This is a genomic window from Loigolactobacillus backii, from assembly GCF_003946275.1.
Classification (GTDB): Bacteria; Bacillota; Bacilli; order Lactobacillales; family Lactobacillaceae; genus Loigolactobacillus; species Loigolactobacillus backii.
The window spans coordinates 75,039-100,510 of the sequence record NZ_RHNQ01000001.1 but is presented as its reverse complement, the minus strand read 5'-3'; the positions used below and the strand labels follow the sequence as shown (position 1 = coordinate 100,510).

The following is a 25,472-nucleotide window of genomic DNA, read 5'->3' as shown; positions in this document are numbered from 1 at the left end:
AAAAATATGAAGGTAGATATTATGACATTAACTAAGATTTTTTCTGGCATGGAAAAATGGTCAGAAGCAATTAACGATAATTTTCAGCAAATCATTACAAAAGTTCCTTGGACATCGGATGGCATTGTTTATAAGAATGGCTGGACCCAATTTACTGATAATGAACTGGTATATACCTATGGGTCATTTGGTGCTAATAATTTTATAGCCGTTGGTGGCCAAATTAGTTATCCAAATATACCAGCTAGCCAATTTTCGGTGACTCCGTTTGCTCTTCCAATTTCGGTGTTTAATGGACAAAAAAATTGGGCTGTTAGTCCCGTTATTGCTAATTTTGATGGAAATCTATATAGACCATTTCCAGACACTAGCACTGGGGATATTAATCTACGCAGAACTACAAATACAGCACTTACTGCTAATACTATGGTAATTAATTTTATTATGATTCATTAAGGAGTGACAACTTTGAAAGCAATTTATTTATACGACACAACTAGTCGCGAGTTTCAAAGCTCAAAGCTGGTTGATGATAATTATGTAGTGCAAGCCGGCGAAACAGAAATTAACCCAGATAATGGCTTGTATGAACCGGTTACTTGGAATGGCACCACATGGATTGGCACTGATAAAGCAGTTTGGCAAGCGGCACAAGATGCAGCTAATCAGGCATATTTAAAGGAACATCCAGAAGAGGCGCCGCAAACGACCGCTGAACAACAAGCGTTGACTGCACTAGCTCAACAGATTGCAGACAATGATAATAATACTCAAACTTATTTACAGTCGCTAGCACAGTCAGTAACGGCGTTGGCAACAGGAACAACAAAAAATGGGAGGTAATGCATAATTTTTATTACATTTAAATTCGCGTATCAACTTTGGAACACCATGACAAAGGAAGACGTCGCGGCACAAGTCGCTAAATCAGCGATTACGGCTGACCAGTATAAGACAATCGTTGGTGAGGAATATCAGGTGCCAGCTGCTTCCACGACACCAGTTGGCACTTCGACCGTAGCATCTGATTCTACTGCTGCCACTAGTTCTGCGGCCGAATAAATTATTAATAAAACAAAAAGAGGTGAGCTAGTTGAGTCAAATAATAGAGCTGGCTGATTATCTCAAAGGTGACGGTAAGACGGATAATACGGCGGCCTTTAATCAACTACTGACTAACACTGACTCAGATGATAAGACGGTGATCCACGTAACCGCCGGAACGTACTGTTTCAACACCGTGATTTTGCACTCCAATTTGGAGTTTATCTTTGACAATAATGCCATTTTTAAATCCGCCGGTAACGTTGGCATTCTCCACTACCCAAGCCCAAACAAAGGCTATGATGGCGGCACGCAGAACATCACGTGGCGCAACGCTACCTTTGCTGGCAGTGGCGATAACAGTAATTTGGATTGGCGATCAGCGTTATGTAACTCAATGTTACACGCCAAGTACGTTATTTTTGACCATTGCCACTGGATTAAATCCCAGCAAATTGGTGGCCATTGCACCGACCTAGACGGTAGCAGTCATATTTTGTATTGGCATTGTGACTTTAACGGCTATGGCGCCAGTACCTCTGACACAGGTGGCAATGGCAATACGACTTCTGAGGCAATCCAACCCGATTATGCTTATAAAGGTGGTATGAGTTACGCCTATCCGGCTGACGCCAACAGCTATGATAATTTACCAACGTGTCACGTCGCTGTGCTAGGTTGCGCCTTTAATCCGATTACCAACGCCGATGGCAGCTTACAAGCTTACGCGGCCAATCCAATTGGTCAGCATGATCAGATCAATCAAAGTGATATAATCCACGACATCTATTTTATCGGAAACACGTTAACAGATAACTATCCGCAATCGGGTAACGGCCACGTAGCACCAATCCATTTGCCAAGTGAGACAGCCAATATTGTCATTGCTAATAATGTGATTAACCGTGTTAAGGCTCCAGCTAGTGTTAACTTTGTCTGGCTTGGCGCCTGGGGAACGTCCGTAACCACCAATCAGGCGGTAGCAACAGGACAAAGTGTCGCGATTTGTGGCAATCAATTTAATGGTTATAATCCGACTGGTAGTTATATCTCGATAACTGGTCAAAATGGATTTAACAATATTTTAGTCAGCAATAATCAAGTCCTAAATGGCAGTACCGGAAACTTTCTAGCCGTTAATAATGTGACTAACGCAATTTATCAGGCTAATCAAAGCGTGACTAAATTTACGCAAGTGGCACCGCAATTAACGATTCCGTCCGCATGGTCAGCAACCAGTTTGCCGGCCTTTTTTAATGCTAATTATTTGTTAGCATTATTAGCGCTGGATCAATTTAGTAATAGCTTTGTCGGCTTAGTTGATACGGATATTAGCCAGTATGTGCCTGACAGTCACTTTTTCGATTGGCTAATGGAGGATCTAAATGTGCAAGGCTATCGCGCGGCTTATCAGCAGACTGCTTATATCCAGCAACGACTAAATGAGCTACTAAGCCCTGCACGACAAATAGGATTAGATATCAGTGTCACACTCTGGCAACCAGAAACACTGCTGCTTAATCATAGTTATTTAGCACACTTTAACCAAAACAGCACAGCAATTAATCAGGCGCTAAATACGCTTGCAACAATAAATAAGGGGTGATAAATAAATGGGAGCTATTGTAAAATTCGATCTGGATAAATCATCAGTCGGGAACATGATTCGCTTAGAGGACTATTTCACCGGCCGCCAAGGCGATGACAACAGCTATTTGCGCATGCAGTTATATGACAGTTTTTCACCGGCCATTCCGCACGTTTTTAAAGATGGACAAAGTATGTATTTTGGCGCTAATACGGCCGATGGTGAAAACCCGATCGTGGCCTTTGGGACAATTAATATTGTTAATGCCAGTTTAGGTATTGTTGATTTCAGCTTTCCTAACGGCGCTTTTAATACCGTCGGTGATTTTAAATGCTTTTTCTGTATCACAGATGGCGCAGGAACACGGCTAACAACTAATGATTGCACCTTTAGAGTGACACCAGATTACGTTGACGCTTATATTAACATGACGCCATATAGCAGCCAATTATCAAAATGGGAGGCAGAACTGGCCAGTACTTACAGCAAAGCGTCCTCAGACTTAGCAACATTATTAAGCGAGATCGCAGCCAGCAAAGTTGCCTTGTTGCCCGGTAATAATATCTTTACGGGTAGTAATGCATTTTCAAAGTTAATCACAGCACCGGACGTCACAACGGATAAAGGCGAAGTGTCGGCGCTATTCGACGCCGTCGGCCGCGGAAACGTGCAGTTCTTAACGCCTAAGTTTACGCCAAACGATCCGACAAAGATTGTCTATAGGCCACACATGGCGGTGCTTAATGATTTAATGGATGACGGGCATGGCCTAGCCTTACTCACCATGGGCTTAGTATACACCAATAAAGTTGGCCAACCAAAGGGGACCGCCTTTAATATGGGGACATTTGATTCATCCCTGCCAATTTCTGGTTCTGTGACGCAGACGGCACCACATACGGTGCTACTAGCAACTGGCCAAATGGGCCGCATCGATATCCACAGCAACCGGCAACTAATTCTAAGCTCTGCTTGGACTAGGATTTCACCGGGCGCGACCATTGATATTAACGTGATGTACGGCTTTTAAGGGGGTCGATGACAATTAAACTATTAAATAATTTTGATGACAACGGCCGGGCGACACTATTTACGCAAGAAGTCGCGGACGATTACCAATTAAGTGACGACGAAAAGGCTAACTGGACAGACGTTGCTTGGGTCAACCCGGTTAACGACGGCTGGATGTATTTCGATCAGGCCAAGCAGGCGTGGTCCGAGCAGCAAGAACCGGCTAATCCAACGACGGATCAACAGCAAATGGCGCAAGTCTTATTGACCATGGTCAATAATAAAACGGCGCAAGATAAAATTAACGCGCAGCTATTATTAGCGACGGCAACTAGTCGACTAGGAGGTGCTTAGTAATGGGTGATTTAGTCAAGCAGTATTATCAACTCGGCCTTTATACAGTCGACAATCTCAAAGTATTTGTCCAAGCGGCTTACATTACCGCGGCTGATTTTAAATCGTTAACGGGTAATGATTACTCAGCAGTGACGCCTTCATAGGCGTTTTTTATTTTACGCAAAAAGGAAGAAGGCGGGTGAATGCAACTATTAAAAAAGCGACTCAGTAAGGAGTATTTTCATCTAGCCTACGGCGTATTTACGCTAATTGGTGGCATTTATGTATTTTTCCATTTGAATTATTTAGACAATCCGCAGATTACGCCACCGCCGCCACTACCACATTTTGAACGTCTCGGCGCCGATTTTGTCGACGACTGGTGGTTCGCAAGCTTGCTAGTTTTGGCAGGCTTTTTTCTATTGCTGGGAGTTTTCCTGGGCCAACGTAAATGGCGTGATATTGGGGTTGTGATCGCAGCACCACTTTACGGCGCGATGGCGTTTGCTTTTGCTTGGCGGGGGTTGCTAGATCAACGTTTTAATTTAACTTGGGTGTCAATGAGCCTGGCGTTTGTCTTGCTTATCGGTACGGCAATGCGAGGTGATCGACGGCATGACTGATTTGGTAACAAAAAACTTTATCGCTTTACTAGGTGCCATGGCCGGGTTGCTAAGTGCTGTTGGGGCAATTAGTCACGCCCACCGGAAAGATCGTTCTGACGCCAAACGTGAGCAAGATGAGATGCAGCAATTTGTGATTAGGACGGTACGCGATCAGTACAGGGATTTACAAGGCTCATTTAATGAACTGCAAAAACAAAAGGACCAAATGGAGCGCGAGCTTGATCAAAAACTAGCCTTATTGACAAAAGAAAATAATCATCTCAAAAAGAGTAACGAATACTACAAGGCCGAAAATGCTCGTTTGGGCGCCGAAAACAAAAAGCTGAAAGCAAATGGATTAATTGGAGGATAAAAATTATGAATATTATTACTAATTTAAATTTAGCAACCGCCGCTGAGTTGGCAGTGATTGCCGCTGTATCAGGTCTTGCCACACAAGCACTCAAGAAAATCACCAATTTGCCTAGCTGGGTGTTGCCTTGGGCCAGTATTATTATTGGTGCCTTAGGCGGCCTAGTTGCGGTAGTTATCACTCACGACACTAATTACGCTAGTGCTGCTTTGGCCGGCGCATTAACCGGTGGTGCAACCAGTGGCCTATTTGACGGGGTTAGTGGGATTGCTACAACCGTAAAAACCAATAGTGACGCTAAGCAAGCAGTGGCTGATAAAAATGATAATTTGCAAAAAGAGGTTGAGCAACTTAAAAACTTGATCAATATCTTACAATCTGGCAAGGATACCGCTTCAAGTGCGGCTAGTTCAGCAGCTTCTACGGCTCCAGCTCCGGAAGCAACAGTAGACATCCCGCCCGTCAAGGAGGAGACCAGTAATGCAACACAAAATTAAAACAGGGGCAGTCGCATTAGCGGCTGCTTTTTTAATTGCTCCGATAGTTTTATCCAATGCTCCAGCACAAGCTGCTAAGGGACAACAAGGGGTAGACTGGTCTAAATATCAGGGCAATAACGGTGTCTTTGGATCGCCACAGGACAAGTTTAGTATTAGCCAAATTGGCGGTTACGCCGGCGGGGTATATGATCAATCGACTTATAATACACAAGTCCAGTATTCGATTGCTCAAGGAAAACGGGCGCACACTTATATCTGGTGGCAAGGAATCACAGATAACGGCACAGCTAATACAGTGCTGAATTATTTCTTGCCAAAGGTACAAACACCTAAAGGGTCAATTGTCGCTTTAGACGTTGAATCTGGCTACCAGAACACGGCTGTGCTTGATAACGCACTTAATCGGATTAAGCAAGCTGGCTTTACACCGGTATTATATGGCTATAAAAACTTCCTGCAAAACAATATTAATCTGACTTATTTAGCAAGCAAGTACTCATTATGGTTGGCAGAATATCCTGATTATAACGTGACTAAATCGCCTAATTACAATTACTTCCCAAGCGCTGATAATATTGGTATTTTCCAATTTACTAGTACTTATAACGCTGGTGGCCTAGATGGTGATGTCGATTTAACTGGGATTACAGATAACGGCTATAAAGGCACTACGACTAGCTCAACTGGTGGCACTGCGGTTAAGCCAACTACGACAACACCAGCAATCGCCGCTGGGCAAGCTGCTAACAACACGGCAAAGTCGGATATCAAGATTGGCGACACGGTTAAGGTTAACTTTAGCGCTAACCGCTGGGCGACCGGCGAATCTATTCCATCTTGGGTCAAAGGGCAAAACTACAAAGTGTCAGAGATTAGCGGCACTAAATTATTGTTATCCGGCATCAATAGCTGGATTAATCGCGGTAACGCCGAGATTTTATCGGTAACTGGCGCATCAACTAGTACTGGATCTAGTTATATCGTGCAATCAGGTGACACGCTCAGTGGTATCGCGTCGACTTACGGAACAACCGTATCAGCGTTAGCCAGCCTTAATAATATTAGCAATACTAATCTGATTAGCGTTGGTCAACGATTAACCGTCAAAGGTAGCGCGTCAACGGCAAGTAACAGCAACTATTACACTGTGCGTTCAGGCGACACCTTATCAGCCATCGCGACGGCACACGGCCTAAATACGGCCGTATTAGCTGCTTACAATGGGATTACTAACTACAACTATATCAGTGTTGGTCAACAGATTAAGTTTACCGGTGGTGCAACAACTACTAACCGCAGTTATATCGTTAAATACGGTGACAGTTTATCAAGCATCGCTAATCGACTTGGCACAAGCGTCTCTGCTTTAGCTAGTCACAACAATATTAGCAATACTAATTTAATTTGGACTGGACAAAGCTTAGTCTATTAATATAGTAGGATAAATTAAAAACGCCACTTCCTTAATTGGAGGTGGCGTTATTTTTGTGCCTAAAAAAACAAAACATTTTAATTTATTTATATAATACTATTGCATTCTAAATATAATAGTGTTATATTTAATACATAGAGATGAGGAAGCAAAAAGAAAGGAAGCTTTAAAAATGAATAAACTAATCTTAGCTGAAAATCTAACCAGAGAACAGAAACAACAAGTAATCTTAACAAGTGGGAAAACTTGGGACGACGTAGTCGCAGTTAACTTCCAGTTGCGTAAAGATGGTTCTGTAGCAAATTATAGCGTTGATTATAAGACCGATGCAACTAGCGGCGATGTAGTAGATGCCATGAGCCTATTGTTTGCTGATAAGCATTCAAAGTCTTACCAATCCGCAAAAAATCGAGCTAACGTTTCAAATGAACAAGTTAACAGCGCAAGACGCCTATTGAAATAAGGAGGAAACCATCATGATCCAAACAAAAGCAGAATTAATCGAGAATATTTTAGGCTATGAAGAAAATACGGTTAGCGAAAAAGAGCTAAATAAGCGCACCAAAAAAGACCTGTTTTGGTACTGGACGGAATTGTTAAATGTGGGTGATTCCACGCCGGAACAGCATAAAGCAGCTATTGCTAGCTATCAAAATAAGGAGGGCAGTTTTAATGAGCATCTTAATAAATAGTCAGAACAGTTGGCGTGATGATTTAGGCAGCGACATGGATAAAGCTAAAGCACTTCTGGCAGACACTGAAATTTCTGGGACTTTTATCGCTAACACAACTGGTATTAACCAGATGAACATCTCGAACTATCGAACTGGCAAAACCGATGTAAAAAAAGCTAAATGGGAGATAATAGCAAAATTATCTCGAGCGTACGAGGCTGATTGGATTCAGAAACAAATTGGTAATCGGCAGACGGAATTCGCTCAATTTATTAAGAATTTTACTGGTAAAATAACTAAGTATGCGAATCAGGTTGAAAAAGAAGACATCGCGATGGGTGATACAATTGATCTGTTAAATGACATGACAACCAGCGATATAATCCAATCAATCGAATTATATAAAAACTATATTGATGAAGATTAATAAAGCACCGGCAAAATTAATTGTCGATGCTTTTTGCGATAAATTTTATATTATGTATTTAATCCGCCCAGGATTTTAAAATGGGTAACTTTGGGTAACTTTTTAATTGCATAGCCTGTAAATACTGATATAATAGCAATCTAAGCAAGCTACAAAAAAGCGATACGTTTTTTTGTTGTCTTTTTACGTAATGCGCCATTTAGTTTATACTTAAAAGTAAATTTAAAAAAGGAAGTTCACGTTATGACGAATCATATTGCACTTTATGAACCACTGATGCCAGCTAATACAGGGAATATTGCCCGAACCTGTGCGGCAACGGATACCCACCTTCATTTAATTGAGCCGCTGGGCTTTTCAACGGATGATAAGCATATGAAGCGTGCTGGTCTAGATTATTGGAACAAGGTTGATATTACTTATCATGAAAGTCTGGATGCTTTTATGGCATCTTTACCCGCAAACGCTAAGCTATATTTAATTAGTAAATTTTCAGATAAAGTTTATTCTGACGTTGACTATACAGATACGCAATTAGATCATTATTTTCTGTTTGGAAAGGAAACAACTGGTTTGCCAGAACCCTTTATGCGGGAAAATCCGGAAAAAGCATTACGGATTCCGATGACTAACAAAGTACGGGCGCTAAATTTATCAAATACGGCTGCCATCATTATTTATGAAGCTTTACGCCAACAAAATTTTGCCGGTTTAGAGCGGAGCCATACTTATGAACACGACAAATTAAAATAACCAACGATAAAGGAGACCTTTTTTGAAAACTTTAGTTGTTGCGGAAAAACCGAGTGTTGCCGAATCACTGGCAAAAGTTTTAAAAGCAGATCAAAAGAACCGTCATTACTATGAAGGTAAGGATTACATTGTGACTTGGGCGTTAGGTCATTTGATGACGCTAAAAATGCCGGAAGACTACAAAAAGGAATGGCAAACTTGGACCTTTGATACCTTACCGCTGTTACCAAAACAAATGGAAACTAAGCCGTTACCTAAAACACGCGCACAATTAAAGGCCATTCAAACGCTAGGCAAGCGGTCAGATATTAAAGAAGCAGTTATTGCAACTGATGCTGGTCGTGAAGGTGAGTTAGTTGCTCGTTGGATTTTAGAGTATATTCGTTTTAATAAACCAGTTAAACGTTTGTGGATTTCGTCGCAAACGGATAAGGCAATTAAGGATGGATTTGCACATTTACGTCCGGCTAAGGATTACGATAACTTGTATTCTGCGGCTAAGGCACGCGCGACGGCCGATTGGTTAATTGGATTGAATGTTACCCGAGCGTTAACGGTAAAATACAACGATAATCTATCAGCCGGCCGGGTTCAAACGCCCACTTTAGGGCTAGTAGCGAAGCAAGAGGCGCTAATCAATCAATTTAAGCCACAAACGTACTACACTTTAAGCTTTGTGACCAAACATGGTGATGCACAAATGCAGGGCAATCCGCGCCTGACTTTAGAAAAAGCTCAGGCCCTCCAGCTTGAATTACAGGATGAAACGGCGGTAGTGACGGAGATTAAGGCGAAGAACAAGCGGCAAAAGGCGCCACTACCTTATGATTTAACTGAATTACAAAAAGACGCCAATCAGCGTTACCAATTTTCAGCAAAGAAGACACTTAATTTGTTACAGATGCTTTATGAGCAATATAAAGTGGTGACGTATCCGCGGACCGATTCTAAATATTTAACCAGTGATTTAAAGAATACGATGCAGGAACGTTTAATTGCAATTAGTCGTTATGAACCACAGGCCAAAAAATTGGCGGCCAAAAAGGCACCAGTATTGCAACAACAAGTTTTTAATGATGCTAAGGTCGGCGATCATTATGGCTTGATTCCCACTGAACAGATGCCTCAGGCCGAGCGTTTTTCCAATGATGAACAGAAAATTTATAATTTAATCGTGGAGCGTTTCATTGGCTTGTTTTTGCCTGACTATCAAGAAGCACAACAACAATATTCTTTACGACTAAAAACAACAACTTTTGTCCTCAAAGTGACGCAAGTGACGGTTGCTGGTTTTAAGCAAGTTGAGTTAACTTCACAGAATATTACGAAATTCAACAAAGGGACGGTAATGGCCGGTAAACTGACGTTAAATAAGCAATTAACACAAGCACCAAAACCGCTCAGTGAAGCAACGTTATTGGTTCAAATGGAAAAAGATGGTTTGGGAACGCCGGCAACACGAGCCGAAATTATTGAAAAGATAATTTCCACCGGCTTGATGGAACGAACTGGGCGGCACGTAAAGGTGACGCCAAAGGGTAATCAGTTGCTTAAATTAGTTAATCCCAGCCTAACGTCGCCTAAATTAACGGCACAGTGGGAAACTGAATTAGAGCAAATTGCCGCAGGACAGTTATCACAACAGAAATTTGTAACGCAAATTCGTGACGCAACGGTGGATTTGGTTAAAGAAGTTAAAAACAGTTCTGCCGACTATAAGGACTTTAATTTAACGGCCAAGGTATGTCCTAAATGTGGAGCCCATTTACGTGAAAAGCAAACCCGTAATGGTGTATTATTGGTTTGTAGTAATCAGAATTGTGATTATTATCGTCGTCGTGATCCTAAGGTGACTAATCATCGTTGCCCACAATGTCATAAAAAGATGATTTTACTGACCGGTGAGAAGGGGGATTACTTTAAGTGTACTAATTGTAATTTGACCCAAAAGGTAACCGACATTAAAAAACATAAAAAGATGAGCAAACATGAAGAAACACAATTATTAAAAAAAGTTAATGCTGATGATGAACCACAGGAAAGTCCGTTAGCGCAAGCGCTGAAAGCTGCAATGACCCGAAAATAGCAGGGAGGAAGCCCAGTATGAAAACTAAGGCAGAACCAATTATTGTTGAACATTTCCATTATGACCGTGTTGCTTCTGACGCTAAGCCCACAACTGATGTTCAAGTTTCATTAACGGAAGTTGAAGCAACCGGGGATGGTGCCGGGGGAAAGATGGCTGCAGGAAAGATTTTTCAGTTTTCAGTTCCATTTACAGTAACTCTGGATGGCTTTCAAGTTAGTGGTTTAATTCGGCGAATTGTTCAGCTATTGGATTTTAATGGTGAGCCCAGTGATATTCCGGCCGAAGAAATGCAAAAATTATCCCGACCACTGGTAGAATATATTGAAACACTAACTTATCAGATAACGATTGTCGCCATTGATCATGGTGTTCAACTGGATTTCCAACCTAACGATGCTGATTCTGATAAGCAGTAATTACTTGAAGTACGATTAATTCAAATAAAGCGCAAAACAAAGATCGGCTTGACCACGTTACTTAGGCCGTGTTTGAAAATTACTTTTGCTAGTTCGTTGCTGACCAATTTTGCCGCGGCGTACTTGAAAGAGTAGTTCCAGCTTTTTCAAACACGCCCCTAGTTTGTTAAAATTAGGGCGACTAGCCACGTGATTTAGGTCCCGGATTAACTTTGTTTTGCGCTTTTTTACTGAATACCAATATAATCGGTCTTGCCCACGCTCTTTAATTAAATAACGTTAAGTTTTCTTCCGGTGCAAACAAAAGTTTGTGTATAATGAGTGGAGAAGTCTTGAAAGTAGGTGTTTTTGTGGCAACTAAAAAACCACGACGTAAACGAACAACACGTAAACGCCAAAGTACAGCCACACGAAAAAGAAAAGCTAAAAAAACAACCCGTTCCGTAAATGGGATCGGTGTTTTCTTTATTCTAGTTAGTATTTTTGCAATTTTTAAATGGGGTTTTATTGGGAACTTATTTGCCAATTGTTTTCGTTTTTTAGGCGGCGACACTTTTCAGTTTTTAGCCGCATTACTGGCCATTTATGGCCTATTTCTATTAGTAAGCGGGCGGGGACCAGTATTGCCCAAGAAACGATTGGCAGGGCTTAGTTTGGCCTACCTTAGTTTGTTACTGTTACTAGAGGCACAATGGTTTATTCAATTGAATCTCCACAGTCATTTTTGGAGTGTCGCTTGGCGATTTTTAATGGCTGATTTTCAAAAGGGCAGTGTAACAGTTACGCTTGGCGGTGGAATGACCGGAGCCGCCCTTTATAGCCTGAGCTACTTTTTAGTTGCTCAATTTGGTACTTATATCATAGCCGGACTAGGTTTGCTAGCCGGGGTGATGCTGATGCTGGATATTCCATTTCAGGCAATAACCAAGTTGTTGACCGGCTTGGTGAGTGGTATTAAACATTGTGTTCAGTGGTTAATTAGTGGGCTGCAAACACTTATTCAGACAATTGGAAAAATTATTCCTAGTTGGTCAACAACGCTGCGATCACCACAAAAAAAGTCTGAAAAGCCAGCAGTTATGAAAAAGGCGCCAATTACAGCGGACAAAGATTTACCAAAGCCAGTTGCACAAAAGGCCGCAGACGCCGCACCAACGATTAATGTTGCCACACAGCAGAGCCAGCAACAACAGGCAACGGTTGATCCGATTTCGTTAGCAAAAACCACGGCTACAAAAGAAGAGACACCGGCACAAACATTGGTTCAGCCAACGATGACGGCCAGCAATTACGTCCTTCCTAGTCCTGATTTATTACAGGCAATTCCACCAACTGATCAAAGTGATGAGTACCAAGCAATTAAAAAAAATAGTGTTAAGCTGAAACAAACTTTTGATAGTTTTGGGATCGATGTTGAAGTGAAAAATGTTAATTTGGGACCAGCAGTTACTAAGTATGAAATAAAGCCAGCTATTGGCGTTAAGGTTAGCAAAATTGTTAGTTTAACGGATGATTTGGCACTAGCACTTGCGGCAAAGGATGTTCGAATTGAGGCGCCAATTCCTGGTAAGTCCTTAATTGGAATTGAGGTTCCAAATCGCCAGATCTCAACGGTTTCTTTTCGGGATGTGATTGAGTCGCAACCGAAACATCCAGGAAAGCCACTAATAGTACCAGTTGGGCGTGATATTTCTGGTAACGTAATTATGATTGATATCACTAAAATGCCGCATTTATTAATCGCCGGGGCCACCGGTAGTGGTAAGTCAGTGATGATTAACGATATTATTACGGCAATTTTGATGGCGGCCAAACCGGATGAAGTTAAGCTAATGATGATTGATCCTAAAAAGGTTGAATTATCCATTTATAATGGGGTACCGCACCTAATTACACCAGTCGTTACTGATGCCAAAAAAGCGGCCCAAGCGCTACACAAAGTTGTCGCCGAGATGGAACGACGCTATGAATTATTTGCTCAGTTCGGGAAACGTAATATTACGGAATACAATCAGGGTGTTCAACAGCAAAATCAAACGGCTGATGAAAAGCAACCAACAATGCCGTATATCGTTTCAATTGTTGATGAATTAGCGGACCTTATGATGGTGGCGTCAAATGAAGTTGAAGACGCCATTGTACGATTGGCGCAGATGGGGCGTGCCGCTGGGATTCATATGATCTTAGCAACGCAACGGCCCTCAGTCGATGTTATTACTGGGTTAATTAAGGCCAATGTGCCTAGTCGGATGGCTTTTGCAGTTTCTTCAGGCGTTGATTCACGAACAATTATTGATAGTACCGGGGCTGAAAAATTATTAGGGCGGGGGGATATGTTATACTTACCAATCGACCAGAATAAGCCAATTCGTGTTCAAGGAGCGTTTATTGCTGCTAAGGACGTTGAGGCAGTTGTTAACTTTATTAAGGAACAACAAACGGCCGAATATGATGATAATATGTTGCCGGATGATGAAACTAAAGAAGAACTAGATAATCCCGACGATGAGCTATTTCCCGATGCCGTTCAATTAGTTGCTAAGTTGCAGACTGCGAGCATTTCAATGTTGCAACGACGGTTTAGAATTGGCTACAATCGTGCCGCACGAATGATTGACGAAATGGAACAGCGCGGAATCGTCGGTCCTTCAGAGGGCAGTAAGCCGCGAAAGGTTTACATTCGCGATCAAGATGATGCGGCAAAAGAATAAGAGGATTGCATGATTTTTGGTAATCTCGTATGATTATAGTATCCTTAAAAATTAGGCGGTTTAAAAATAGGAGGATTTTCTTTGATACAAACCTTGACAGATGGTGTTACTTTAAACGTTATACCATCAAAGCAGTTCAAAACAATTAGAATTGTGCTGACTTTTTTGGCACCTTTAGACAATAAGACAATCACAAAGCGTTCATTATTGGCTAGTTTACTAGAAACTAATAGTGCCGACTACCCAACCCAGACTGATTTAGCAGCCAAGTTATCGGCGATGTACGGTGCAAATTTTGGCATTTCAGTGAACAAGCGCGGAAACGCCCATTTCTTTACCGTTACTTTAACGTTAACTAATGATAAGTTTTTACCAGTGCAAACTGGTTTGCTAGCCGAAGGACTTGAGTTCTTAAAGTCAGTTTTATATCGACCTAACATTGTTGATAACGCCTTTGAGGCGACCACTTTTCAGCGGGAAAAGGAAAATATGACTGCCTATTTGGCGTCAGTTTACGATAATAAGCAGGCTTATGCTAGTTTAAAATTGCAAGCCCTCTATTTTAAAAATGATGAAAACCAGCGCGTTCCCAGTTTTGGTAGTCAATCTGTTTTAGATCAGATTCAACCGGATGAACTTTACCAGTATTACCAAAAAATGTTACGTGAGGATCAAATCTTAATTAATGTTTTGGGTGATGTTGATGAGTCCGCTGTTCAGGAAGCGCTTGCTGACTTTTCTTTTGCGGCGCGTCAAGTACCAACAACACCACTTTTTTATCACCAACCGACTTTTGAGCAAATTCAGGAAGAAACCCAAACACAGGCAGTAGTACAAGGAAAACTAAATTTGGCCTACCAAGTTCCGACCTATTATTATGAGCCGAATTATTTACCAATGTTGGTTACTAATGGTATTTTTGGCGGTTCACCGTTAGCCTTACTATTTACCAATGTTCGTGAAAAGGCTAGTTTGGCCTACTATGCTTCTAGCTCCTACGATGCCTTCCGCGGGATAATTACTGTGCAAACTGGAATTGATTCAAAAAATAAGACTCAGGTACTAGACATTGTGGCCAAACAGCTTGCTTCCGTTCAGGCAGGGGATTTCAGTGATGATCTAATCGCTAAAACTAAGGCAATGATTATTAATCAGTATATTTCTGGATTAGATAGTACAGGGTACTTAACAAATCAACAGTTAATTCAAACGCTGGTACCTACATCCAAAATAGCTATTGCTGATTTCCAGCAGCAAATTATGGCAGTTACGAAACAACAGATTCAAGCGTTGGCTAAGCAGATTAAGTTACAGGCCATTTATTTTCTAAATGGTGAAGGAGGACAGGCCTAATGCAGGTTAAGCACTATAAAAATCTTGATGAAACACTCTATACGGATACTTTGGCTAATGGCTTAAAGGTGGCGCTTTTACCTAAAGCTGGCTTCCACAAAACTTACGCTGTATTTACCACTAATTACGGTTCAATTGATAGTAAATTTGTGCCGTTGGGGCAACAAGAATTAACGACGGTACCAGATGGAATTGCGCATTTCCTAGAACATAAAATGTTTGATAAAAAAGACGGCGACGTATTTGAAGTATTTGGTCGTTATGGCGCTAGTTCGAATGCATTTACTAGTTTTACACGAACTAGCTACCTTTTTTCGGCGACAAACCATGTTCAGGAGAATTTAACGACCTTATTGGATTTTGTGCAGGACCCTTACTTTACTCCAAAAACGGTTGCTAAAGAAAAAGGCATTATTGGGCAAGAAATTGAAATGTACGATGATGATCCGAATTGGCGTTTGTTCTTTGGCATTGTCCAAAATCTCTACCCTAAACATCCCGTAAGAATTGATATTGCTGGTACAGTGGAATCCATCGCTAAAATTACCGCAGATGATTTATACCTTGCTTACCAAACGTTCTACCATCCTAGTAACATGAACCTGTTCGTTGTGGGGAACATTGATGCAAATGAAACCTTAAAATGGATAACTGCAAACCAGGAGACTAAAACTTTTGCACCGGCCGCACCAATTCAACGCCAATTTCCAACTGAGGCAGTTGATGGTAGTGATATTATTCCTTACCGAGTGATTGAAATGCCGGTTAACCGGGGCAAGAGTGTTGTTGGAATCAAAGGCCTAGATCAAGTTAAACAAGATCGTAGCGGCCTCGTTTACCGAACAACTTTAAATTTATTGTTTGATTTGTTATTCGGGGATTCTTCCGCTAATTACCTGCGGCTTTATGATAAGGGCGTTATTGACGATACGTTTGGTTATGAACTTAACGTTGAGCGTACTTTTCATTTCGCGGCTTTGAGCGGTGATACGGATAACCCACAGGAATTGTCAGATGCAATCATTGCTATTTTAGATCACGCTGCAGCAAGTCCGGAATTAACTGCTGATCGGTTAGAACTGGTTAAAAAAGAAGCGTTAGGCCGCTTACTGCAATCATTTAATAGCCTAGAATTTATTGCTAATGAATATTCAGGTGATCATTTTGGGGATGCGACATTATTTGATCTTGTCCAAATTATTGAGCAGATTACTTTAACTGACGTTAAGCAGGTTGCCGAGAGCTTTATTCGTCAAGCGGCAATTAGTGTGTTCCATATTGAACCCAAAGAAGGTTAAAAGATGCATCAATCAGCATTAATCATTGGCGCCTCAGGGGATATCGGTACGGTAGTGGCAAGGCGATTAGCTAAAGCTGGCTGGTCACTATATTTACACTATTTTCATAGTGAGCAGCGAATTTCACAGTTACAGGCGGAATTACAGCAGACCTATCCGAAACAGGACTTTTTCGTCTTGCAGTACGATTTAACCGTGGAAGCGCATTTGGACGAGTTAACTGAACGACTATTTCAGGTTGATGCAGTGATTTTTGCGGCAGGGATAACAACGTATGGTTTATTTTCCGAGACGACTAGTCAACAAATTGAACAGTTGTGGGAAATGCACATCAAGTTACCGATGTTATTATGCCAACGATTGGCACCTAAACTAGCTAAGAATCAGTGCGGACGAATTGTTTTTGTAGGTTCGGTCTACGGGGGCAGTGGCAGTGCAATGGAAGTTGGCTATAGTACAGTTAAAGGGGCACAATCGGCCTTTGCCAATGCGTACGCTAAAGAAGTTGCTTCCTTAGGAATTACGGTTAATGTCATTGCACCTGGGGCTGTCGATACCCAAATGAATCAACAGTTTTCAACGGCAGCAAAAGAAAATCTAAAAATGGAAATTCCGGCCAGTCGTTTAGCGCGGCCAGATGAAATTGCTTATTGGGTCGCGGCATTATTAGATCCAGCTGCTGGTTATTTAACTGGTCAAACGATTTACGTGAGTGGTGGTTGGCGTAAATAAAAGAAATTCTTAATGAAACGGGCTTTTAGGTTATGCTATACTAGAATTGAATTTTTGTGAAAAGGGCTGTAGGTGAAAATAAGCAATGAGTGAAATCGGACAGAAATTACGTGATGCACGTGTTGAAAAGGGTTATACCCTGGATGATTTACAACAGATCACTAAAATCCAAAAGCGTTATTTGATCGCAATTGAGGAAGGGCACTTTGATCAGTTGCCTGGTGATTTTTACGTACGGGCGTTTGTTAAGCAATACGCAGATACCGTTGGGCTTGATAGTGAAGAGTTATTAACTGAATTTAATGATACTATTCCGCAGGTGCGACCGCAGGAAGAAACAACTCCGGCAGCAGGTAAGCCGGATACGCGAACGGCTAGCCGCCCATCTAATCAGGTGCTTGGCCAATTACAACGTTATTTGCCAACGATTATTGTTGTTGTCGTTGTAATTATTATTTTAGGCGTTGTTTTTGCCTTTACTCGTGGTAACCGGCAGCAAAGTAAGGCTGTTATTGATAGTTCTTCCGTTTCAGTTTCAGTCCAATCTAGCTCGAAGAAGCAGTCGAGTTCAAATGGATCCAGTCAAAGTCAGGCTAAAAAGGCAACTAAGAAGCAAACTAAAGCGACTACACCAAAGCTTGAAAATTTGACGAATACGACAACAACGGCAACCTTTAACTATACCAATGCACCAACAACAAACAAACTGGCACTCTATGCGGATGATTCTAAGCAGGCATGGTCTTCAGTCACTGCTGGTGGTAAGACGGTTTGGCAAGGAACGTTGAAATCGGCTGAACAGACGATCGATTTACCGGCAGGAACGACTTCCTTTGTTATTCAAACCGGGAATGCAACAAATACTAAGGCTAAGTTAAATGATAAGGCCGTTAACCTTGACCCAAAGAATGTTGGCGGAATTGTTAAGAAAATTACGATTAACATTCAAAATGCAGCAAATGCTAGTAGTAGTTCTACTGCTAGTTCGGCGGCGACAAGTAGTTCAACTGCCAGCCAAAGCACGAGTACACAGAGTAGCTCAGTAGCACAACAAAATACAACTAGTACACCCGCTGCGACAACACGTTAATTGTTAAGTGAGTGGGCAAAGGCAAATTATAAGTGAAATACCTATAATTGATTTTAAAAGAAACCTTTGGCCGCTCTTTTTTCTTGGTCACTAAATAAAAATATTGTTTTGAGCATTAAGAAAGTCTATTACGGGGTAGAACCGATTTTAAATTAAGGAGGAATCCTCATGAATTTACCAAACCGTTTAACTGTTATTCGAATTCTTTTAATTCCTATTTTTATACTTGTTGTCCTTGTTCCTTGGAGCATCGGTAGCGTGGCTATTGCTGGTACTTCAATTCCATGGACCCAGGTTATTGGTACCTTGATTTTTATAGTTGCGTCCTTGACCGATTTAATCGATGGTCGTATTGCTCGGGGTCGCCATTTAGTCACAAATTTTGGTAAATTTGCTGATCCGTTGGCCGATAAAATGTTAGTTATGACGGCCTTTATTATTCTCGTGGGCATGGGGAAGGTACCTTCCTGGGTCGTTTCAATTATTGTTTGTCGCGAGTTAGCGGTGACTGGGTTACGCTTGCTTCTGGCCGAGAGCAATGAACATGTTGTCCTTGCGGCAGAAATGCCCGGGAAAATAAAAACAACGACCCAAATGCTGGCCATTATCTTTTTATTTCTAAATAATGTTTTCTTTAATAATATTCACTTTCCAATGGCGTTGACTTTACTTTATATTTGCCTATTCTTTACAATCTATTCAGGCATCCAGTATTTTTACGAAAGTCGTCACATTTTTGCGGATTCATTTCATTAGGAAAGAACTGAATATAGAACAAACGAAATTAGATTTTAAAATTAATTTAGACTAAGGTGTCGTGCTTCAGTTAGGGCTAATAATTTTAGAACTGGGCGTTTGTTCTTTTATTTTACTTATAATTGTGCAACGGACTTCTGAGCTTTTTCGATAATTAATTTTAGAATAATTGGCCTGGGGAAGTGTTTGAAAAAGTGCGCAGGAACCTGCTTTTTCAACCACGTTTACACCAAATTAGTCAGGAAAATACTAATAAAGTTTTTAAACATTTTCGGGGCAAAAATAATCAGTCATTTTTTGCAGAGGTTATTAAGTGTGGAGGATAAAATATGCGTGCAGAAATTATTGCAGTTGGAACGGAAATACTTTTAGGTGAGATTACGAACACAACGACACCCTTTATTGCTCGACAATTGGCCGATTTAGGGATTGATGTTTACTATCAGAGCGTTGTTGGTGATAATGCAGATCGTTTGGAACAGGCAATTCAACTTGCGGATACGCGAAGTGATTTAATTATTTTAACTGGTGGACTAGGACCAACTAAAGATGATTTAACAAAACAAACTTTAGCGAAGCATGTAAACGAAAAACTAGTTATTAATGATGCGGCAATGGGTGTAATTAATCAGTATTTTATACGATCGCAGCGCCTGATGACGGAAAATAATCGAATTCAGGCAATGCTACCTGAACATAGTCAGCCATTGGATAATCCCGTCGGTATGGCCGTTGGTGCACTTTACCAAGCAACTAAGCATACTTATATGTTGTTGCCTGGACCGCCAAGTGAGCTAATTGCAATGTTTGAACAATCTGCCCGGCCTGTACTAGTAAAACTTTACGCACAGAATAATGTTTTGGTTTCGCGCGTTTTACGATTTCACGGGATTGGTGAGTCGGAATTAGTTACACGTTTGGCCGATTTAATTGATCACCAGACCAACCCAACCATTGCCCCCTACGCGAAAATCAACGAAGTAACTTTGCGAATTACCGCCGAAGCAAAGCAGGAACAACTTGCCAATCAAATGCTAGATCAAATTGAAATTTCAATTAAGGCTCAGGTTGGTAATTATTTCTATGGTTACGGCGAGCATAATTCTTTGCCGGCCGTCGTAGTAAACTTATTAAAGCAGCGCCAGTTGTCGATAACTGCCGCCGAAAGTTTAACTGCCGGCATGTTCCAAAGTGAAATTGGCAGTATTGCTGGTGCATCGACCATTTTTAATGGTGGCTTTGTAACCTATTCTTTGGCCGAAAAAGCACATTTACTCAATATTCCTACGGCTGATTTAAAGAAATTCGGCGTTGTGAGCGAAGAAACGGCGATCGCAATGGCCCGGCAAGCTAAGGCCGCATTACAAACTGATATTGGTATTTCTTTTACTGGGGTGGCTGGACCTGACGAGCTAGAAGGACAACCAGCCGGAACCGTTTATATTGGCATTGCGTATCGTGATCAGGCTCCGGAAGCACACTTATTTCATTTTTCGAGAACACGTAACTTGGTTCGGCAACAAAGTGTTTTAACTGGTTTTGATTTATTGCTGCATAAGTTGCAAGCTGATAAATAAAAGTGAGAACACTTGTTCACTTTATTCTTGCTTTTTTGAATTTAGTTCTGTATCATTGTTAATGAAATTGGTGAATAATTCACTTTTAACAAGGAGGATATCGCTTGGCTGATGAACGTAAGGCGGCTTTAGATGCTGCATTAAAAAAAATCGAAAAGAATTTTGGTAAGGGTTCAATTATGCGTTTAGGGGAAAAGGCGGATACGCAGATCTCGACAATTCCGTCTGGTTCACTGGCATTGGATGAAGCTTTAGGTGTTGGTGGTTATCCACGGGGCAGAATTGTTGAGGTTTACGGCCCTGAAAGTTCAGGTAAGACAACCGTAGCGTTACACGCAGTTGCTGAAGTTCAGAAACGTGGGGGAACTGCGGCGTACATTGATGCTGAAAATGCAATGGATCCTAAGTATGCTGCAAATTTAGGGGTTAATATTGATGATCTATTACTTTCCCAACCGGATACCGGTGAACAAGGTTTAGAGATTGCGGACGCACTGGTTTCCAGTGGTGCGATTGATCTTGTTGTAGTGGATTCTGTAGCCGCCTTAGTACCACGAGCTGAAATTGAGGGTGAGATGGGCGATGCGCACGTGGGCTTGCAAGCACGTCTAATGTCGCAAGCACTGCGTAAGCTTTCGGGCACAATTAATAAGACAAAAACGATTGCCATTTTTATTAATCAGATTCGGGAAAAAGTTGGTATTATGTTTGGTAATCCCGAAACAACTCCTGGTGGCCGTGCTTTGAAGTTTTATTCGACCATTCGGCTGGAAGTTCGACGGGCGGAGCAAATTAAGAATGGTACTGACATAATCGGTAATCGAGTTAAGATTAAGGTTGTTAAAAACAAGGTTGCACCACCATTTAAGGTTGCGCTAGTCGACATTATGTATGGTGAAGGTATTTCCCAAACCGGTGAATTAGTTGATATGGCGGTTGAAAAAGATATTGTCGATAAAAGTGGATCTTGGTACTCTTATGGTGAGGATCGAATTGGTCAAGGACGTGAAAATGCTAAGCATTATTTAAGCGATCATCCCGAAGTTATGGCCGAAATCAAGCAAAAAGTTCGTGAAGCTTACGGAATTGCTGAAGCAAGTGAGACACCTACGGAAACAAAGGCGGATGCTAAAGCAACAAAAGCAACAAAAGCAAAAAATAAGGTAGAATCAAGTGCTAATGCAAAGTCGGAGGCCAAAACAGATGCAAGTGTTAAGGCCAAAATAAATGCAAAAACGTCAGATACAAAAGATCCTAGTCAATTAGATATCTAAAGGTAAGATCAGGAAGAAAAATGAGACAAAAGTCGGTTTTGGGGTTTACTGCATAGCTTAGTTAGACACGCGAATCCAGACTTTTGGCGCACGTTCTAGAGTAGCGCTCAGAAATAGTAAGAGGCGGGGATAAAAATCCTAGCCTTTTTATTTTGTAATAATGTTACTAAGTTTTAATAAAGTTGACATGACAGTAATTCAACTATAAAATAAAGGTTGTGTAAATAATCAAATAATAAACATCTTAAAATTTATATACGGTTAGCAATAATCGTTTTTGATGATGCGGAGGTGAAGATATGAGTCTATCTATCGCGATAATTCTCGCAGTCATCATGTTAGTTGTCGGTTTAATCTTAGGATACGTTCTACGTAAGCAGTTTCTTGAAAAACAATTAGATGCTGCACGTACAACTGCTGATAGCATCATCGCTGATGCCAAAAAAGAAGCTAAAACAAAGAAAAAAGAAGCTCTTTTAGAAGCAAAAGATGAAAATCATCGCTATCGGGCCGAGGTTGAAAATGAGTTAAAGGAGCGACGTGCTGACGTCACCAAGCAAGAAAATCGTTTAATTCAACGAGAAGAAACTATTGACCGCAAGGATGATACGCTTGATAAGAAAGAACGTTCTCTTGAAGATAAGGAGAATAAAATCAGTGCGCGACAACAACTCATTGATGAAAAGCAAAAGGAAGTATCCTCGTTAATCGAGAAGCAACAGACAGAGTTGGAACGGGTGGCTGCACTTTCTAAGGATGATGCTCGTAAGATATTAATGGATCAAATGAAGTCAGATTTATCTGATGAACGAGCAGTTATGATTAAGGAAAGTGAAGATAAGGCAAAGGAAGAAGCAGATCGTAAGGCTAAGAGTTTAATCGCTTATGCTATTCAGCGCAGTGTTGCAGATTCTGTTTCGGAGACAACTGTTTCAGTTGTTAATTTACCTAATGATGATATGAAAGGGCGCATTATCGGTCGTGAAGGGCGCAACATTCGAACGTTAGAAACCCTGACTGGTATTGACCTTATTATTGATGACACTCCAGAAGCCGTTGTTTTAAGTGGCTTCGATCCTGTTCGGCGCGAGATTGCTAGAATGGCACTTGAAAAGTTAATTCAGGATGGTCGGATTCATCCAGCTCGAATTGAAGAGATGGTTGAAAAGTCACGTAAAGAAATGGATGAACGAATTCGTCAGATTGGTGAAAAAGCCATTTTTGATATTGGAATTCACAGTATGCACCCAGATTTAATTAAGATCTTGGGTCGACTCCACTTCCGGACTAGTTACGGTCAGAATGTATTGGATCATTCGATTGAAGTTGCCAAGTTAGTTGGAGCACTTGCTGCAGAACTAGGCGAGGATGTTACATTAGCGAAACGCGCAGGATTATTACACGATATTGGTAAAGCTTTAGACCATGAAGTTGAAGGATCACACGTTGAAATTGGTGTTGAGATTGCTCGTAAATACCATGAAAATGAGGTCGTCGTTAATGCGATTGCTTCCCATCATGGGGACGTTGAACCAACATCTGTTATTGCTGTTTTAGTTGCAGCAGGTGATGCTATTTCGGCCGCCCGACCAGGCGCTCGTTCTGAATCGTTAGAAAATTACATCCATCGCCTTGAAAAATTAGAGGCAATTACAAATAGTTTTGATGGCGTTAAGAATAGTTACGCGATTCAGGCTGGACGTGAAGTTCGAGTTATGGTTAAGCCAGACGAAATTAGTGATTTAGACGCTGTTGTATTAGCTCGTGATATTCGTAAACAAATTGAAACTGAATTGGATTATCCTGGGCATATTAAAGTAACTGTAATTCGCGAAACAAGAACAATTGAATATGCTAAGTAGGGTTAGTAGGGGTAGTGACGAAAGTATTTTTGTCATGGCCCCTATTTTTTGAATAGTGCGGTTAAAATTTAAACTAGGATATTTTTATTTAGGTTCCGATCCAGTTCAGTGAATAGCAGCTATAAATATTTTTCTAAAATTATTAGTTATTACCAGTCGGCGATTGGCTTTTTAAAAAATTGGTAAAATTAATTAATAATTGGCATGCTGAGGTGGCATATTTAGTGACTCGCGTTAAGATTTTTGCATTTAGAAAAATAATTTGAAATTTGCCATATCCAGTCGGACTACCAACTTCACTTTATTTAAACGAATATTAACTAGTTTAAGCTTGTGCAAAAAAATAGCAATTTGTATAATGAAGCTCAGTAGGTAGTGTAATTAGAAAGCGAGCGTACTTTATGTTCAACATTTTCGTCAAACTATTTTTAACTGTATTTATCGCCGCAGTCTTGACGCCAATTGTTCGGCGGATTGCGATAAAAGTGGGTGCCGTAGATGACCCTAATGCTCGCCGGGTTAATAAAATTCCAATTCCAACGATTGGTGGATTAGCGATTTTTATAGCCTTTACATTTTCAACGTTTGTTTTGCTGCGTGAGCAATTTCCAACACCTATCCTTTACAGTATCTTTTTAGGTGAAGCAATTATTATTATCACGGGTTTGTTAGATGACATGATCGAGCTTTCGCCGTGGCAAAAACTGACGGGAATGCTATTAGCTGCTTTGGTTATTTATTACGTCGCCCAAATTCGGATTCTAACAATTAGTTTACCGTGGATTGGGAAAATAAATCTAGGTATTTGGGGATTACCGCTAACCATTTTATGGATTTTAGCAATTACTAACGCAATTAATTTAATTGATGGGCTTGATGGCCTGGCAACCGGAGTTTCGTTAATTGCGCTACTGACAATGGGCCTAATTGCCTATTTCTTTTTAAACGTTGATAATATTGATGTTCCAATTATGATCTTTGCTTTAGTGGCCAGTTTGATCGGTTTCTTACCATATAATTTCCATCCGGCAAGCATTTTTTTGGGTGATACCGGGTCCTTATTCATTGGTTTTATGATTTCAGTTCTATCATTGCAGGGTTTAAAAAACGCAACCGTAATTTCTGTTGTTATGCCAGTGCTTGTTTTAGGCGTTCCCATCACGGATACTTTTTACGCAATTGTTCGGCGGTTATTAAATCATCGACCGATTATGGAGGCCGATAAACATCATTTACACCACCGCTTGATGCAGATGGGCCTAACGCACCGGCAAACGGTTATTGCGATTTATGGAATTGCACTAATTTTTTCATTAATTGCATTATTGCTACCATTATCTAGTTTTTGGGGATCAATTGCGCTAACTGTAGCCGTGCTGATCAGTTTAGAGATTTTTGTCGAAGAAATTGGGTTGATTGGTCCCAAGCGACAACCATTACTAAATTTAATCCGTTATATAATCCATAATAAATAAAAAACGAACTGTATTTCCGCAGAGTTTTAAAGTGAGCCTCCAAGATTGGACAAAAGACCAATCTTGGGGGTTCACTTTATTTTTGTTGGAAAGAGA

Annotated in this window: 27 protein-coding genes; all 27 read left to right on the top strand. The window is 40.9% G+C overall.

What is annotated here, in order from left to right:
* Positions 1-21 precede the first annotated feature (21 nt).
* Positions 22-456, top strand: a complete 435-nt coding sequence (locus EKM61_RS00470; RefSeq protein WP_068376708.1) for a hypothetical protein — start codon at positions 22-24, stop codon at positions 454-456.
* Between the two features lie 12 nt (positions 457-468).
* Positions 469-843 (top strand): hypothetical protein, encoded by a 375-nt coding sequence (locus EKM61_RS00465; RefSeq protein ID WP_068376711.1) that lies wholly within the window; start codon positions 469-471, stop codon positions 841-843.
* A 48-nt stretch (positions 844-891) separates the two neighbouring features.
* Positions 892-1,062 (top strand): XkdX family protein, encoded by a 171-nt coding sequence (locus tag EKM61_RS00460; RefSeq protein ID WP_225359708.1) that lies wholly within the window; start codon positions 892-894, stop codon positions 1,060-1,062.
* 31 nt (positions 1,063-1,093) lie between these two features.
* A complete protein-coding gene (locus EKM61_RS00455; RefSeq protein WP_068376714.1) occupies positions 1,094-2,650 on the top strand; it encodes a glycoside hydrolase family protein in 1,557 nt (518 codons plus the stop codon).
* A 7-nt stretch (positions 2,651-2,657) separates the two neighbouring features.
* Positions 2,658-3,662 carry a BppU family phage baseplate upper protein gene (locus tag EKM61_RS00450; RefSeq protein ID WP_068376717.1) on the top strand — a complete coding sequence of 335 codons (1,005 nt, stop codon included), beginning with the start codon at positions 2,658-2,660 and terminating at the stop codon, positions 3,660-3,662.
* 8 nt (positions 3,663-3,670) lie between these two features.
* Entirely contained in the window at positions 3,671-3,997 is a 327-nt protein-coding gene (locus tag EKM61_RS00445) for a hypothetical protein (protein ID WP_068376720.1), read from the top strand.
* Between the two features lie 2 nt (positions 3,998-3,999).
* Positions 4,000-4,143: an XkdX family protein gene (locus EKM61_RS00440; protein WP_082924835.1), complete on the top strand. Its 144-nt coding sequence runs from the start codon at positions 4,000-4,002 to the stop codon at positions 4,141-4,143.
* A gap of 39 nt (positions 4,144-4,182) precedes the next feature.
* Positions 4,183-4,602, top strand: coding sequence for a hypothetical protein (locus EKM61_RS00435; protein ID WP_068376723.1), 420 nt, complete (start codon positions 4,183-4,185; stop codon positions 4,600-4,602).
* A complete protein-coding gene (locus EKM61_RS00430; protein ID WP_068224956.1) occupies positions 4,595-4,957 on the top strand; it encodes a hypothetical protein in 363 nt (120 codons plus the stop codon). The genes EKM61_RS00435 and EKM61_RS00430 overlap by 8 nt, the downstream gene beginning before the upstream one ends.
* Positions 4,958-4,962: 5 nt before the next feature.
* Positions 4,963-5,454, top strand: coding sequence for a holin (locus tag EKM61_RS00425; protein WP_082924836.1), 492 nt, complete (start codon positions 4,963-4,965; stop codon positions 5,452-5,454).
* The gene (locus EKM61_RS00420) at positions 5,438-6,889 is read left to right on the top strand and encodes a LysM peptidoglycan-binding domain-containing protein (RefSeq protein WP_075168876.1); all 1,452 of its coding nucleotides are present in this window, start codon (positions 5,438-5,440) and stop codon (positions 6,887-6,889) included. The genes EKM61_RS00425 and EKM61_RS00420 overlap by 17 nt, the downstream gene beginning before the upstream one ends.
* Before the next feature lie 172 nt (positions 6,890-7,061).
* Entirely contained in the window at positions 7,062-7,352 is a 291-nt protein-coding gene (locus EKM61_RS00415) for a hypothetical protein (protein ID WP_068376728.1), read from the top strand.
* 13 nt (positions 7,353-7,365) lie between these two features.
* On the top strand, positions 7,366-7,581 hold the full coding sequence (locus tag EKM61_RS00410) for a hypothetical protein (RefSeq protein WP_068376733.1): 216 nt from the start codon (positions 7,366-7,368) through the stop codon (positions 7,579-7,581).
* Positions 7,562-7,990 (top strand): hypothetical protein, encoded by a 429-nt coding sequence (locus tag EKM61_RS00405; protein WP_068376736.1) that lies wholly within the window; start codon positions 7,562-7,564, stop codon positions 7,988-7,990. Before EKM61_RS00410 ends, EKM61_RS00405 begins: the two co-directional genes overlap by 20 nt.
* A 243-nt stretch (positions 7,991-8,233) precedes the next feature.
* Positions 8,234-8,743, top strand: coding sequence for a tRNA (uridine(34)/cytosine(34)/5-carboxymethylaminomethyluridine(34)-2'-O)-methyltransferase TrmL (gene trmL / locus EKM61_RS00400; RefSeq protein ID WP_068225340.1), 510 nt, complete (start codon positions 8,234-8,236; stop codon positions 8,741-8,743).
* 22 nt (positions 8,744-8,765) lie between these two features.
* Positions 8,766-10,829: a DNA topoisomerase 3 gene (locus tag EKM61_RS00395; protein WP_068225339.1), complete on the top strand. Its 2,064-nt coding sequence runs from the start codon at positions 8,766-8,768 to the stop codon at positions 10,827-10,829.
* Positions 10,830-10,846: 17 nt separating this feature from the next.
* Positions 10,847-11,248 carry a DUF1149 family protein gene (locus tag EKM61_RS00390; RefSeq protein WP_068225338.1) on the top strand — a complete coding sequence of 134 codons (402 nt, stop codon included), beginning with the start codon at positions 10,847-10,849 and terminating at the stop codon, positions 11,246-11,248.
* A gap of 350 nt (positions 11,249-11,598) precedes the next feature.
* Positions 11,599-13,959 (top strand): DNA translocase FtsK, encoded by a 2,361-nt coding sequence (locus tag EKM61_RS00385; protein ID WP_404802787.1) that lies wholly within the window; start codon positions 11,599-11,601, stop codon positions 13,957-13,959.
* 81 nt (positions 13,960-14,040) lie between these two features.
* Positions 14,041-15,312: an EF-P 5-aminopentanol modification-associated protein YfmF gene (yfmF, locus tag EKM61_RS00380; RefSeq protein WP_068225336.1), complete on the top strand. Its 1,272-nt coding sequence runs from the start codon at positions 14,041-14,043 to the stop codon at positions 15,310-15,312.
* Positions 15,312-16,610 carry an EF-P 5-aminopentanol modification-associated protein YfmH gene (yfmH, locus tag EKM61_RS00375; RefSeq protein ID WP_068225335.1) on the top strand — a complete coding sequence of 433 codons (1,299 nt, stop codon included), beginning with the start codon at positions 15,312-15,314 and terminating at the stop codon, positions 16,608-16,610. The genes yfmF and yfmH overlap by 1 nt, the downstream gene beginning before the upstream one ends.
* A gap of 3 nt (positions 16,611-16,613) precedes the next feature.
* Positions 16,614-17,342 carry an elongation factor P 5-aminopentanone reductase gene (ymfI, locus tag EKM61_RS00370; protein WP_068225334.1) on the top strand — a complete coding sequence of 243 codons (729 nt, stop codon included), beginning with the start codon at positions 16,614-16,616 and terminating at the stop codon, positions 17,340-17,342.
* A gap of 85 nt (positions 17,343-17,427) precedes the next feature.
* On the top strand, positions 17,428-18,432 hold the full coding sequence (locus EKM61_RS00365; protein ID WP_068225333.1) for a helix-turn-helix domain-containing protein: 1,005 nt from the start codon (positions 17,428-17,430) through the stop codon (positions 18,430-18,432).
* Positions 18,433-18,600: 168 nt separating this feature from the next.
* Positions 18,601-19,188, top strand: a complete 588-nt coding sequence (gene pgsA, locus EKM61_RS00360; protein ID WP_068225332.1) for a CDP-diacylglycerol--glycerol-3-phosphate 3-phosphatidyltransferase — start codon at positions 18,601-18,603, stop codon at positions 19,186-19,188.
* A 329-nt stretch (positions 19,189-19,517) separates the two neighbouring features.
* Positions 19,518-20,765: a competence/damage-inducible protein A gene (locus EKM61_RS00355; protein ID WP_068225331.1), complete on the top strand. Its 1,248-nt coding sequence runs from the start codon at positions 19,518-19,520 to the stop codon at positions 20,763-20,765.
* A 104-nt stretch (positions 20,766-20,869) separates the two neighbouring features.
* Positions 20,870-22,039, top strand: coding sequence for a recombinase RecA (gene recA, locus EKM61_RS00350; protein WP_068225330.1), 1,170 nt, complete (start codon positions 20,870-20,872; stop codon positions 22,037-22,039).
* A 299-nt stretch (positions 22,040-22,338) separates the two neighbouring features.
* Positions 22,339-23,901: a ribonuclease Y gene (gene rny, locus EKM61_RS00345; RefSeq protein WP_068376740.1), complete on the top strand. Its 1,563-nt coding sequence runs from the start codon at positions 22,339-22,341 to the stop codon at positions 23,899-23,901.
* A gap of 401 nt (positions 23,902-24,302) precedes the next feature.
* Positions 24,303-25,376 carry a glycosyltransferase family 4 protein gene (locus EKM61_RS00340; RefSeq protein WP_068225328.1) on the top strand — a complete coding sequence of 358 codons (1,074 nt, stop codon included), beginning with the start codon at positions 24,303-24,305 and terminating at the stop codon, positions 25,374-25,376.
* The last annotated feature ends 96 nt before the right edge of the window (positions 25,377-25,472 follow it).